The sequence below is a fragment of the Massilia sp. MS-15 genome, from assembly GCF_020176695.1.
GTDB lineage: Bacteria > Pseudomonadota > Gammaproteobacteria > Burkholderiales > Burkholderiaceae_D > Telluria > Telluria hydrophila.
Map to the genome: position 1 here is coordinate 63,964 of NZ_JAIWIA010000013.1, position 13,285 is coordinate 77,248.

Genomic DNA, 13,285 nt, shown 5'->3' on the forward strand with positions numbered 1-13,285 from the left:
CAACACACCCGGGCGGAGACTGCCTGCCGGTAGCTGGACATCTAGTTGAATGAGGGATGGTGGGTAGGCGCTACGGCAAATGTGTGAATGGTTAAACTTCCGAATTATAGCGCGGGAAGGCCTTATTCGGCAATGCAGCAATTCTATAAAAGTGGCCCTGATTGTGCTCAAAAACGCGCAAAAGCGGCGCGCGCTCGCGGCTTTGCTGCCTGGGCGAAATAAAAGAAAAGGCGCCGCAGCGCCCTGTTCTCCCGTGCGTGTGCGTGACTCAGCCGCCGATCCCCAGGGCCGCGATGCCCGCCTTGGCGACCTGTGCGTCCTCGTTCGATTTCACGCCCGACACGCCGACCGCACCGATCACGTGTCCGTCCACGATCACCGGCACACCGCCTTCCAGCATGCCCTCGAGTTCCGGAGCCGACAGAAACGAGGTGCGGCCGTTGTTGATCACGTCCTCGTAAAGCTTTGATTCGCGACGGCCGAGCGCGGCGGTGCGTGCCTTGGCCGGTGCGATGTAGGCCGAGCTCGGCGCGGCGCCGTCCAGGCGCTGCAAGCACAGCAGGTGGCCCCCGTCGTCCACGATGGCGAACGACACCGCCCAGTTGTTGCGCAGTGCCTCGGCTTCGGCGGCGGCGGCGATCTTCTTGACGTCTTCCAGCATCAGGTAAGGCTTCGTTTGCATGGGGTCCCCTTATTGTCCTTGTTGTTTGGCCTTGAGCTTGGCCTTGATTTGCGGCATCACCGCAGCCGCCGCCTGTTCTCCGGCGAGGATGGCCTGATTGCGGCTGGTGAACTCGGCACTGCCCATGTTGCCAAGCTTGGGCGTGATGACGACGTCGGCTTCCTTCAGTTCGAAGTGGTTCAGGCGCTGGCCCATGATGCTGAAGGTCTGCATCAGAACGTCCAGCGAACTGGCCGTGGCCGCCCCTTCGGTGGCGCTGGAAATATTTACCGCAATAATGAACTCGGCGCCCATTTCCTTGGTGAACTTCACCGGCACCGGTGCCACCAGTCCACCATCGACATAGGTATTCGCGCCGATCTTGACCGGCTGGAACACGCTCGGCACGCTCGACGAGGCGCGCACGGCCATGCCGGTGTTGCCCTTGTTGAACAGAATCGGGCTGCCGGTCTTGAGGTCGGTGGCCACGGCGCCGAAGCGAAGCTTCAGGCGTTCCATCGGCACGCCGCCCACGGCCTTGTTAACGTAGTTCTGCAGCGCCTCCCCTTTCAAGACCCCGGTCGACTTGCCGAACAGCGGCAGGGCCCAGTCCGAGATGGTGGACTCGTCCATGCCCATCGCGGTCTTCTGCAGGGTGAAGCCGTCCATGCCCGACGCATACAGCGCACCGACGACCGAGCCGGCGCTGGTGCCGACGACGATCTCGGGCACGATGCCCTGGGCCTCCAGTGCCTTGATGACGCCGATGTGGGCAAAACCGCGGGCGGCACCGCCGCCGAGGGCCAGGCCGATTTTCAGCTTGCGCGGTGGCGGTGGCGTGACCTGCTGGGCGGCAGGCGTCGCGGGAGGCTGGGATGGGGTACTGCCGCAAGCGGTCAGGAACAGCGCGGCGCAGGCGATCAGGGAGCTACGGCGAGAGAACATAAGAGGTGCTTGAGAGAACGAAGCACGATTGTACCGCGACCGAAGAATGAAGGGGACGCATCGAATGATCCGGACATTCAACGGAGGGGCCGGACAATTCGACGCAGACCTCATCCGGCAAACCCCGGCTCGGGGCCGGTTGCCCTGAGATTTCAGGTGTTTTCCGACGAATTCGACTCCGACCCCAGTGAGGTGTTCGGCAGCACCGCCGTGAAGCTGCTTCCCTGCCCCGGCACCGAACTGATCAGAAGACGTCCGCCATGGCGCAGCAGCACGTGCTTGACGATCGCCAGCCCCAGCCCCGTCCCCTGGGTCTCGCGCGAGCGGCTCTTGTCGACGCGGTAGAAGCGCTCGGTCAGGCGCGCGATGTGGATCGGCTCGATGCCGATGCCGCTGTCGGTCACCGCGAAGCGCAAATCGTCCGGCCCGCGCTTCCAGGACAAGCGGATCGTGCCGCCATCCGGTGAATAGCGCACCGCATTCGAGGCCAGGTTGGCGAAGGCGCTGCGCAGCTCTTCCTGGCTGCCCATCACGTCGGGTCCCTCGCATTCGACCTCGACCGCATGCCGCCCGCCCGACAGGGCCCGGGTTTCTTCCGCAACCGATTCCACCAGCGCGCGCATGTCGACCCGCTCGCGCTTGAGCGGGAATTCGTCCGACTCCAGGCGCGACAGGGTCAGCATGTCGCCGATCAGGCGCTGCATGCGCTGCCCCTGTTCCGTCATCAGGCGCAGGTGCGCCGTCCGGGTGGCCAGGTCCATCCCGGGATCGGACAGCGCGATCTCGAGGAAGCCGACGATCACCGTCAGCGGCGTACGCAGTTCGTGCGAGGCGTTGGCGATGAAGTCGCGCCGCATCGCGTCCAGTCGCTCGGACTCGGTGGCGTCGTGGGTGACCAGGATCTGGCGCCGGTTCTCGAAGGGGATGATGCGGCATTCGAGCTTGCGGCCGCGGAAGGACAGCGTCAGCGGTTGCTCGTAGCGGCCCAGCACCACGTAGTCGATGAACTCGGGGTGGCGCACCAGGTTGGTCACGCGCAGGCTCTTGTCGCGCGCCAGGCTCAGGCCAAGGTGGCGCTCGGCCGCCTCGTTGCACCACTCCAGGAACAGCACGTCGTCCATGATCGCCACGCCTTCCGGCAGCAGCTGCATGGCCTGGCGAAAGCGCGCCAGCCATTCGGCCATCTCGGCCTGGTGGCGCTCGTCTTCGCGCCGCAGCCGGTACAGGCGCGCGAACACCTCGGTCCAGGCGCCCCAGCCGTCCGGCAGCCGGTCAGAGCGCGGGTCGTTCAGCCATTCGCCCAGCGCGTGCAGGTAGCGCAGCTGGACGAACAGTGCGATCACGGTCGCCGCCAGCGCGAAGGCCAGGGCCTCGACGACACCAGACATCCACCAGACGATGCCGGCGGCGGCGAACACGAGGCCAAGGCGCAGGATCGCCGGCACCCAGAACAGCAGCTTCGGGTTCATCGAACGCATCGCCGCCCTTTACTTCTCGGACAGCATGTAGCCGACGCTGCGCACCGTGCGGATCAGGCCATCGGCCGTCTTGAGCGCCTTGCGCAGCCGCAGTACGTGCACGTCCACGGTGCGCTCCTCGATTACGGCGTGGTCGCCCCACACCTTGTCGAGAAGCTGGGCGCGCGAGAACACGCGCTCGCGGTGCGCCAGCAGGAACTTGAGCAGCTTGTATTCGGCATTGCCGATGTCGATCTGCGCGTTGTCGACCGTCACGGTGCAGCTGTTCGGGTCGAGCACTACGCTGCCGGCGCGCAGCGGCGCCTCGGCCAGGTGCGGGCTCTTGCGGCGCAGCAGCGCACGGGAACGCGCCAATAGCTCGCGCGGCGAGAACGGCTTGGTGACGTAGTCGTCAGCGCCCGTGTTCAGGCCGGCGATCTTGTCTTCTTCCATGCTCTTGGCGGTCAACATGATGACCGGGATTTCCTGGAAGTCACGGTCGCCGCGCAGGCGCGACAGCAGGCGCAGGCCGCTCTGGTCGGGCAGCATCCAGTCCAGCAGCACCAGGTCGGGCTTGCCGCGCGTAATGCTGTCCCAGGCGCCGCCCACGGTGTCGGCGGTACGGATGTCCCACCCGGCTTCGCGCAGCGAATACTTCACCAGCTCGACGATTGCAGGTTCGTCCTCGACCACCAGCACGCTCGTGTTGTCCGCCATGCCTAGACGCCCGCCTGCTCGGTTGCCGCCGGCTTGCTGTGGCGGATGTCGCGGCCTTCCACCACATAGATCACGTATTCGGCGATGTTCTTGGCGTGGTCGCCGATGCGCTCGATGGCCTTGGCCACCCACAGCGTGTCCAGCGCCGACGAGATCGTGCGCGGGTCTTCCATCATGAAGGTGATCAGGTTGCGCAGGATGGTGCGGAATTCGTGGTCGACCACTTCGTCGGCCGCGATCAGTTCCAGCGCCTGCTTGCCGTCCAGCCGGGCAAACGCGTCCAGCGCGTTGTGCAGCAGGTCCGCGGTCGCCTTGGCGATGGTGCGCACCATGTCGTAGTGGGCGAAGGGCGCGCCGTTTCGCTCGTGGAGGTTCTTGGCGGTGCGCGCGATCTTCGAGGCTTCGTCGCCGATGCGTTCGAGGTCGGTGATCACCTTGATGGACGCCATCACGGTGCGCAGGTCGTTCGCGGTCGGCTGGCGGCGCACGATCAAGTGGCTGCAGGCGTCGTCGAGCTGTACTTCGAGCTGGTTGACGGCCTGGTCGTCGGCGATCACGCGGTCGGCGCGCGCGGCGTCGCCCGCGCGGAAGCATTCCATCGCCTCGTCGAACGCGGTTTCCACCATGCCGCCCATCAGCAGGACCTTGGAACGAATCGCTTCCAGCTCCTGGTCATACTGCTTGGATGAATGCTCGCCCGTCATAAAGTTCTCCGAAATAGATTTGGTATTTAAACGATCAGCCGAAACGACCGGTGATGTAATCCTGGGTTTCCTTGCGCGCCGGATTCATGAAGATCTGGTTGGTCTCGCCGAATTCGACCAGCTCGCCAAGATACATGTAGGCGGTATAGTCGGAACAGCGCGCGGCCTGTTGCATGTTGTGGGTCACGATGGTGATCGTGTAGTCCTGCTTCAGTTCGCTGATCAGCTCTTCGATCTTGGCGGTCGAGATCGGGTCCAGCGCCGAGGTTGGTTCGTCCAGCAGCAGCACGTCGGGTTTCACCGCGACGCCGCGCGCGATGCACAGGCGCTGCTGCTGGCCGCCGGACAGCGACAGGCCGCTCTTGCTCAGCTTGTCCTTGGCCTCTTCCCACAGGGCCGCCTTCTTGAGCGCCCATTCGACGCGCTCGTCCATCTCGCCTTTCGAGAGGTTCTCGTACAGGCGCACGCCGAAGGCGATGTTGTCGTAGATCGACATCGGGAACGGGGTCGGCTTCTGGAACACCATGCCCACTTTTGCGCGCAGCATGTTGACGTCGACGCCCGGCTCCAGGATGTTACGGCCGCGGTATATGATCGAACCCTCGGCGCGCTGGCCGGGATACAAATCGTACATGCGGTTCAAGGTGCGCAGCAGGGTCGACTTGCCGCAGCCCGAGGGGCCGATGAAGGCCGTTACCTGCTTGTCGTGGATATCGAGCGAGACGTTCTTCAGGCTCTGCGTCTTACCGTAGAAGAAGTTGAGGCCGGAGATCTCGATCGTCTTGGCTTTGGCCGCGCTCGGGACCTGGTTTGGCATGGCTTGGATCATCACTTTTTCTCTAAAATGAAATGGTTCAACGCGGAGTTTTTTGGCTGAACAGGGTCCGCGACAGGATGTTCAGCATCAGCACGGTAAAGGTCACCAGCAGCGCCCCACCCCAGGCCAGCGAACGCCAGTCGTCATAGGGGCTCATCGCATAGTTGTAGATCACGACCGGCAGGTTGGCCATCGGCTGGCTCATGTCGGTGCTGAAGAACTGGTTATTCAGGGCGGTGAACAGCAGCGGCGCGGTTTCGCCGGCGACGCGCGCCACCGCCAGCAGCACGCCGGTGATCACGCCGGCCTTGACGGCGCGCAGGCGCACAGTCATCGCTACCTTCCAGTGCGGCGCCCCCAGCGCATAAGCCGCTTCCAGCAGACTGGTCGGCACCAGGCGCAGCATGTTGTCGGTGGTGCGCACCACCACCGGCACCGCGATCAGGGACAGCGCGATGGACCCGGCATAGCCTGCGAAGTCGCCGACTTTCGCCACGTACAGGGCGTAGACGAACACGCCAATCACGATTGAAGGCGCCGACAGCATGATGTCGGTAACAAAACGCGTCACCTGGGCGAGCTTGTTGTTCTCGCCGTATTCGGCCAGGTAGATGCCGGCCAGGATGCCGATCGGGGTGCTGACCACGGTCGACAGGCCGACCATCATCAGGCTGCCGACGATGGCGTTGCGCAGGCCGCCGGGGCTGCCGGGCGCCGGGGTATCGAGCGTAAACAGGGTGGGCGACAGCGCGCTGAAGCCGTTGATCAGCAGCGTTACCAGGATCCAGGCCAGGAAAGCCAGGCCAATGCCCATGGCAAGCACGGACAGGAAGATGCCGACGCGATGCGCCAGCAGGCGCTTGCGGTAGACCGGGTTTTTTGCGGTGGCGTTCATTATTTCGTACCTTCCTTGCGGGACATACCGAGCAACATCAGCTTCGCTGCCGACAGCACGATGAAGGTGATGGCGAACAGGATCAGGCCCAGCGCGAACAGCGAGGACTGGTGCAGCGGCGTGGCCGCTTCATTGAATTCGTTGGCTAGGGTCGAGGAAATCGAATTACCCGCCGAGAATAGTGACCAGGACAGGTCATGCGCGTTACCGATCAGGAAGGTCACCGCCATGGTCTCGCCAAGGGCGCGGCCCAGGCCCAGCATCACGCCGCCGACCACGCCGGTGCGGGTGTACGGAAGCACTACCTTCCGCACCACTTCCCACTTGGTGCAGCCAAGGCCGTACGCCGATTCCTTGAGCACGGTGGGAACGATCTCGAACACGTCGCGCATCACCGAGGCGATGAAGGGGATGATCATGATGGCCAGGATCAGGCCGGCGGTCAGGATGCCGATGCCCATGATAGGGCCCTGGAACAGCTGGCCGATCACCGGCACCTGGCCGATGCTGTTCTTCAGCAGCGGCTGGACGTGGTCGGCGAACAGCGGCGCGAACACGAAGAAGCCCCACATGCCGTAGATGATCGAAGGCACGCCGGCCAGCAGTTCGACCGCGGTGCCCAGGGGACGGCGCAGCCATACCGGGCAGATCTCGGTCAGGAACAGAGCGATGCCGAAGCTGATCGGGAAGGCCACCGCCAACGCGATGATCGAGGTGGCGAGCGTGCCCCAGATCGCGATCATGGCGCCGAACTGGTCGCCCACCGGATCCCATTCGACGCGGGTAATGAAACCGGCGCCGAATTCCTTGAAGGCCGGCGCCGCGCCGATGATGAGCGAGATGATGATCCCGGCCAGCACCAGCAGCACCGAGGCCGCGAACAGCAGCGTGACCTTGTGGAAGAAGAAGTCCTGCAGGCGCTGCCTGCGCATGGCCTTGCGCAGGGCCTCGGACTGGTGGGAAGCGTCGACCGCGGCCGGATCAGCCAGGTCCTGCAGCGCGACGGATGGTTGTACGCTCATGGTTTTTTGTCAATCTTTCTGGCAAACGGAAGGGCCGGATTGCCGGCCCTTCCATGCGCTTGTAAGGGTGATTACCAGACCGCCTTGCCCGCAGCGTCCTTCAGGTTGGCGCGCCAGGCGTCCTGCACCAGCTTGGCGACGCTGTCCGGCATCGGCACATAGTCCAGTTCCACCGCGGCGGCATCGCCGTTCTTGTAGGCCCAGTCGAAGAACTTCAGCACTTCCTTGGCACGGGCGCCGTCAGGCTGGCTCTTGTGCACCAGGATGTAGGACACGCCGGTGATCGGCCAGCTGGCCTTGCCCGGCTGGTTGGTCAGCACCACGGCGAAACCCGGGGTGCCGGTCCAGTTGGCGCCGGCGGCGGCGGCCTTGAAGGCTTCGTCGTCCGGCTGCAGGAAGACGCCGTCCTTGTTCTGCAGCTGGGTGTGCTGCATGCGGTTCTTCTTGGCGTAGGCCCACTCGACATAGCCGATCGAGCCCTTGATGCGCTGCACGTTGGCGGCCACGCCCTCGTTGCCCTTGCCGCCCACACCCACGGCCCACTTCACCGCGGTGCCCGAGCCGATCTTCTGCTTCCACTCGGCGCTGCTCTGCGCCAGGTAGTCGGTGAACAGGAAAGAGGTGCCGGAGCTGTCGGCGCGGCGCACCACGGTGATGTCGTCGGCCGGCAGCTTGACGCCCGGGTTCAGCGCGGCGATCTGCGGCGCGTTCCACTTGGTGATCTTGCCCAGGTAGATGTCGGCCAGCACGGCGCCGGTCAGCTTCAGCTGGCCCGGGGCGGCGCCCGGCAGGTTTACGACCGGCACCACGCCGCCCATGATGGCCGGGAACTGGAACAGGCCTGCGGCGTTCAGCTCGGCGGCCGGCAGCGGCATGTCGGACGCGCCGAAGTCCACGGTCTTGGCCTTGATCTGCTTGATGCCCGCGCCCGAACCGACCGACTGGTAATTCAGGCCGGTGCCCGAGGCCTTCTGGTACAGCTCGGCCCATTTCGCATAGACCGGGTACGGGAAGGTGGCGCCGGCGCCGGTGATGTTGGCGGCCTGGACGCTGGCGGCGAGGCTGGAAGCGGCGATGGCGATGGAGACAAACAGGTGCTTCATGCGCATGATGGATCCTTTCAGAGAGACTCGGGGGCTGCCCGTTCATTGACGCTGCGAAGTCTACTGGCCGATTATGACAAGTTCATGACAGGTGTAATAATTCGGCTGGGCGGGCGTATATTGACGCAGTTTGGGCAAGCCCGGCACGCGATTCGGCGCCCTGCCCTGTCCGGCATTCAAGCGGCTCCGGCGATGTAAAAATATTCATGCGCCGACCGGTCCGCCGGCCTTGTAAATGCGACGTCTTCTGCTAAGCTGAAAACGTATCATTCATTGAGAGGGGACGCTGAAAAGCGTTCGGATTTATGTTCAGTGTCATGGTGTTTGGCATACTCAGCGGCCTGGCAGGACTCGTGGCTTTCGAGATCTGGCAGGAGGTGCGGGGTAGCAGAGATGGCTTGTACGATCACTATCACGAATAGTGCCGGTCCGACCCTTCGGACCATGTCATAAAGCGACAAAACGGCGAGGCCCACTGGGCGCTCGCCGTTTTGCATTGCGCCGCCCGGTGTTGACCGGGCCTCCGGCGCACACTCAGCGCAGGAAGCGCGCCACCGCCGTCATCGCCGCCAGTTCCAGGTTCAGGAACTGGAACCCGACCTTGAATTCGCCGCTGCTGAAGATGCAGTACAAGGCCTTGGCGCGTGCGCTGACCGGCACCAGCTTGCCTTCGATCAGAAGGTCGAAGCTGACCTGGCCGGCCTGCCCGACCACCAGGGGCTCGGGCAGGTTGATGCTGACGCCATTGGCGCCAAGGTCGCTGGTCCTGCCACTGACCGGCGCCGCGCCTTCCATGACGACACGGGCGCGCGTGCGCAGCACCTTGCGTTCGGATGTTCTCTGTTCTGTAAACACGTGAAGCGACATAGTGATTGATGAGCCAGGCGGCATTATACGAGCGCGTGCCCGGCTCAGTCCAACTCGCGCAGCTTGGTAAACGCTTCGTCGATGCGCTCGACGGCGACGATGGTCATGCCTTCGATCTTCTGCTTGGGCACGTTGGCCTTCGGAATGACCGCGATCGAAAAGCCCAGCTTGGCCGCCTCGCGCAGGCGCTCCTGGCCGCGCGGCGCGGGACGGATCTCGCCGGCCAGGCCGACCTCGCCGAACACCACCAGGCCGCGTGGCAGCGGCTTGTTGCGCATCGACGAGTTAATCGCCAGCAGCACCGCCAGGTCGGCCGCCGGCTCGGTGATCTTGACGCCACCTACCGCATTGATGAACACGTCCTGGTCGAACGCGGCGATGCCGGCGTGGCGGTGCAGCACCGCCAGCAGCATGGCCAGGCGATTCTGTTCCAGGCCAACGGAGAGCCGGCGCGCGTTCGGCAGGTGGCTGGCGTCGACCAGGGCCTGGATCTCGACCAGCAGCGGGCGCGTGCCCTCCTGGGTCACCATCACGCAGGATCCCGGCACCTGGCTGTCGTGCTGCGACAGGAACAGGGCGGAAGGATTCGACACGCCTTTCAGGCCCTTCTCCGTCATGGCGAACACGCCCAGCTCGTTGACGGCGCCGAAGCGGTTCTTGATCGCCCGCACGAGGCGGAAGCTCGACTGGGTATCACCCTCGAAATACAGCACGGTGTCGACGATGTGCTCGAGCACGCGCGGGCCGGCCAGTGCGCCCTCCTTCGTCACGTGTCCCACCAGGATGATGGTCACGCCGGTCTGCTTGGCCACCCGCGTCAGCTGGGCCGCGCATTCGCGCACCTGGGCCACCGAACCGGGGGCCGAGGTCAGCGCATCCGAGTACAGGGTCTGGATCGAGTCGATCACCGCCACTTCGGGCTTGAGATCCGCCAGGGTGCCGAGGATCTTCTCGAGCTGGATCTCGGCCTGCAGTTTCAGCTCGGCCGAATCGACCGACAGGCGGCGCGCGCGCAGCGCGATCTGGGCGCCGGATTCCTCGCCGCTCACATACAAGGTGTTGCGGGTGGCGGCCAGGTTGGCCAGCGCCTGCAGCAGCAGGGTCGACTTGCCGATGCCGGGGTCGCCGCCGATCAGTACCACACCGCCCGCCACCAGGCCGCCGCCCAGCACGCGGTCGAATTCCTCGATGCCGGTGCCGAAGCGCGGCACGTCGAGCGCCTCGATGTCCCGCAGGGACAGCACCGGCGCGGTCTGCGCCAGCGCCTTGTGCGCGGTCTGCGACATGCGGTTCACGCCCGGCGCGTCCTGCACGGTTTCCACCATCGTGTTCCAGGCCTTGCAGTCCGGACACTGGCCGGACCAGCGGCTGGCGACGGCGCCGCACTCGCTGCAGACGTAAGAGGTGCGTGCCTTAGCCATCGCTGCCCATCCTTCCTTCCTGCACCCGCACCCGCGGCGCGAGTGCGCACATCAGTTCATAGCCGATCGTGCCGGCGGCCTGGGCCACCTCGTCGATCGGCAGGCCATCACCCCACAGCAGCGCCTTGCTGCCCACCCGGGCATTCGGCACCGGGGTCAGGTCGACCGTCATCATGTCCATCGAGACCCGACCCACCAGGGTGGTGCGCACGCCGTCCACCAGCACCGGGGTGCCGTGCGGCGCATGGCGCGGATAGCCGTCGGCGTAGCCGCAGGCCACCACCCCCACCGTCATCGGCGCGTCCGCCTCGAAGCGGCTGCCGTAGCCCACCGTGTCGCCCGCCCCGATACGCTGGATGCCGATGACCTCCGAACGCAGGGTCATGGTCGGCAGCAGGCCATAATCGAGCGCCGAGCGTCCGCCCGGGGTGCCGCCGTAGAGCATGATGCCAGGCCGGACCCAGTCATTGCTCAAGAGCGCTCCCAGCTCGGCCGCGTGCAGCACGCCGCCGGAATTCGACAGGCTGCGCTCGCCCGGCAGCCCGCCCGCGCCGAACTGGAAGCGGCGCACCTGTTCGGCGATGGTCAGGCGCGGGTGTTCCAGTTCGTCGGCATTCGCGAAGTGGGTCATGTGGGTGATGTTGCGCACGCCGGGAATGGCGCGCAGGCGCTGGTAGGCGGCCGCGTATTCGTCCGGGCGGAAGCCGAGCCGGTTCATGCCGGTGTTCATCTTCAGGTGCACGTCGATCGGTCGGTACAGCTGGGTATATTCCAGCATCCTGACCTGCTCGATGCTGTGCACCGCCGTGCCGATGTCATGCTCGGCCAGCAGCGGCAGGTCGGAGGCGTCGAAGAAGCCTTCCAGCAGCAGGATCGGCTTGCTCCAGCCGAGCTCGCGCAGGCGCAGCGCGTTCTCGGTCTCGACCAGGGCCAGGCCGTCGGCCCCGGCGAAGCCGCGCATGCCGCGCTCCAGTCCGTGGCCATAGGCGTTCGCCTTGACCACGGCCCAGATCCGGGCCAGCGGCGCACAGGCGCGCGCGCGCTGCAGATTATGCTGCATCGAGTCGAGATGGATGGTTGCGGTCAGCGGGCGGGGCATGCTCAGGAACCGGCGGCGCGGCATCGTGGGGACAGCCCGTTATTTTACCGGAGCGGGCAAAACCCTGCTGCTGACAAGACGCGTTTTCTTTTGGCGCAGGGATCATTCATGGTATAAAGCAACTCGAACCAGCTTTTACTCTTTTCGAATGAACCGTGGCTTTTATACCATCATGGCGGCGCAGTTCTTCTCGTCGCTGGCAGACAATGCGCTCCTGTTTGTTGCGATCAGTCTGCTGACGTCGATGAACGCCCCGGCTTCGCTCACTCCGCTGCTGAAGCTGTCATTCGTCCTGTTCTACGTGCTGCTGGCCGCCTTCGTGGGCGCCTTCGCCGACTCGCTGCCCAAGGGCCGCGTGATGTTCATTGCCAACCTGATCAAGATTGGCGGCTGCGCACTGATGTTCCTGAGCGTGCATCCGCTGCTTGCCTATGCCGTGGTCGGCTTCGGCGCGGCCGTGTATTCGCCCGCCAAGTACGGCATCCTCACCGAATTGCTGCCACCCGAGAAACTCGTGCCCGCCAATGGCTGGATCGAGGGCCTGACCGTGATGTCGATCATCCTCGGCACCGTGGCCGGCGGCGCCCTGGTGGGCGAACGCGGCGCCAGTTTCCTGCTCGGTCTGGGCCTGCCCGGCATCGACAGCGGCGCCGAGGCGGCGATGGCGGTGGTGGTCGGGGTCTACGTCCTGGCCGCCCTGTTCAACCTGCGCATTCCCGATACCGGCGCGCGCTACGAGCACCAGGAGCGCAACCCGGCCAAGCTGATCGCCGATTTCGCCAACTGCTCGGCCACCCTGTGGCGCGACAAGCTGGGCCAGATCTCGCTGGCCGTCACCACCCTGTTCTGGGGCGCCGGCGCGACCCTGCAGTTCATCGTTCTGAAGTGGGCCGAGCGCTCGCTGCATATGCCGCTGGACAAGGCGACCAACCTGATCGGCGTGGTGGCGATCGGGGTGGCCCTGGGCGCGGCGATGGCGGCGCGCATGATCCCGCTGCGCAAGTCGCTGACGGTGATCCCGCTCGGGATCATCATGGGCCTGGTGGTGTGCAGCATGGTGTTCGTCACCTCGGTCAGCCTGGCCTACCCGCTGCTGGCCCTGATCGGCTTCCTGTCAGGCTTCTTCGTGGTGCCGATGAACGCACTGCTGCAGCACCGCGGCCACGTATTGATGAGCGCCGGGCACTCGATCGCGGTGCAGAACTTCAACGAGAACCTGTCGATCCTGACCATGCTGGCGGTGTACGCGATCATGATCACGCTGAACCTCGACCTGGACATCATCGTCGTCCTGTTCGGGCTGTCGGTGGCGGGCATCATGTACTTCATCGGACGGCGCCATGCGGCCAACCAGCGCGAGCACGATTCGCTGGCGCTGATTGGCGAGGAAAAGCACTGATACGCGTGTAATGACGTTCAGTTAAGTGCTGGGAGTATTTGTAGGGTGGGCGGACCTCCCGCCCACGCGGTCAACCGGCTGCGAAATCATCGCGTACGGCTTTCCATCGGCTAACTATCACCGCGTGGGCGGCGTAGACGCCACCCTACGCCCCCTTTACTGAACGGCATTACTGATA

Annotated in this window: 13 protein-coding genes; 1 reads left to right on the forward strand and 12 read right to left on the reverse strand. The window is 64.9% G+C overall.

Annotated elements, in window-relative coordinates:
- Positions 1 to 268: 268 nt before the first annotated feature.
- The 12 genes from LCI23_RS06700 to alr all read right to left on the reverse strand — a co-directional run bounded on the left by LCI23_RS06700 (position 269) and on the right by alr (position 11,708).
- On the reverse strand, positions 269 to 682 hold the full coding sequence (locus LCI23_RS06700; RefSeq protein WP_224945645.1) for a heme-binding protein: 414 nt from the start codon (positions 680 to 682) through the stop codon (positions 269 to 271).
- A 9-nt stretch (positions 683 to 691) separates the two neighbouring features.
- Entirely contained in the window at positions 692 to 1,606 is a 915-nt protein-coding gene (locus LCI23_RS06705) for a patatin-like phospholipase family protein (protein ID WP_224945647.1), read from the reverse strand.
- Between the two features lie 152 nt (positions 1,607 to 1,758).
- Positions 1,759 to 3,075: a phosphate regulon sensor histidine kinase PhoR gene (gene phoR / locus LCI23_RS06710; protein ID WP_224945650.1), complete on the reverse strand. Its 1,317-nt coding sequence runs from the start codon at positions 3,073 to 3,075 to the stop codon at positions 1,759 to 1,761.
- Positions 3,076 to 3,093: 18 nt separating this feature from the next.
- Complete coding sequence (locus tag LCI23_RS06715; RefSeq protein WP_224945652.1) at positions 3,094 to 3,780, reverse strand: response regulator; 687 nt, start codon at positions 3,778 to 3,780, stop codon at positions 3,094 to 3,096.
- A gap of 2 nt (positions 3,781 to 3,782) precedes the next feature.
- Positions 3,783 to 4,484 (reverse strand): phosphate signaling complex protein PhoU, encoded by a 702-nt coding sequence (phoU, locus tag LCI23_RS06720; protein ID WP_224945654.1) that lies wholly within the window; start codon positions 4,482 to 4,484, stop codon positions 3,783 to 3,785.
- Between the two features lie 34 nt (positions 4,485 to 4,518).
- A complete protein-coding gene (pstB, locus tag LCI23_RS06725; protein WP_224945656.1) occupies positions 4,519 to 5,301 on the reverse strand; it encodes a phosphate ABC transporter ATP-binding protein PstB in 783 nt (260 codons plus the stop codon).
- A 37-nt stretch (positions 5,302 to 5,338) separates the two neighbouring features.
- Positions 5,339 to 6,196 carry a phosphate ABC transporter permease PstA gene (pstA, locus tag LCI23_RS06730; protein ID WP_224945658.1) on the reverse strand — a complete coding sequence of 286 codons (858 nt, stop codon included), beginning with the start codon at positions 6,194 to 6,196 and terminating at the stop codon, positions 5,339 to 5,341.
- Positions 6,196 to 7,128, reverse strand: coding sequence for a phosphate ABC transporter permease subunit PstC (pstC, locus tag LCI23_RS06735; protein WP_224945831.1), 933 nt, complete (start codon positions 7,126 to 7,128; stop codon positions 6,196 to 6,198). Before pstC ends, pstA begins: the two co-directional genes overlap by 1 nt.
- Before the next feature lie 161 nt (positions 7,129 to 7,289).
- A complete protein-coding gene (pstS, locus tag LCI23_RS06740) occupies positions 7,290 to 8,327 on the reverse strand; it encodes a phosphate ABC transporter substrate-binding protein PstS (protein ID WP_224945661.1) in 1,038 nt (345 codons plus the stop codon).
- A gap of 528 nt (positions 8,328 to 8,855) precedes the next feature.
- Positions 8,856 to 9,212 (reverse strand): PilZ domain-containing protein, encoded by a 357-nt coding sequence (locus LCI23_RS06745; RefSeq protein WP_307727711.1) that lies wholly within the window; start codon positions 9,210 to 9,212, stop codon positions 8,856 to 8,858.
- Positions 9,213 to 9,232: 20 nt separating this feature from the next.
- Positions 9,233 to 10,609, reverse strand: coding sequence for a DNA repair protein RadA (gene radA, locus LCI23_RS06750; RefSeq protein WP_224945665.1), 1,377 nt, complete (start codon positions 10,607 to 10,609; stop codon positions 9,233 to 9,235).
- Positions 10,602 to 11,708: an alanine racemase gene (gene alr, locus LCI23_RS06755; protein WP_224945667.1), complete on the reverse strand. Its 1,107-nt coding sequence runs from the start codon at positions 11,706 to 11,708 to the stop codon at positions 10,602 to 10,604. Before alr ends, radA begins: the two co-directional genes overlap by 8 nt.
- Before the next feature lie 148 nt (positions 11,709 to 11,856).
- Between alr and lplT the strand changes: the two genes are divergently transcribed.
- Entirely contained in the window at positions 11,857 to 13,107 is a 1,251-nt protein-coding gene (gene lplT / locus LCI23_RS06760; protein ID WP_224945668.1) for a lysophospholipid transporter LplT, read from the forward strand.
- The last annotated feature ends 178 nt before the right edge of the window (positions 13,108 to 13,285 follow it).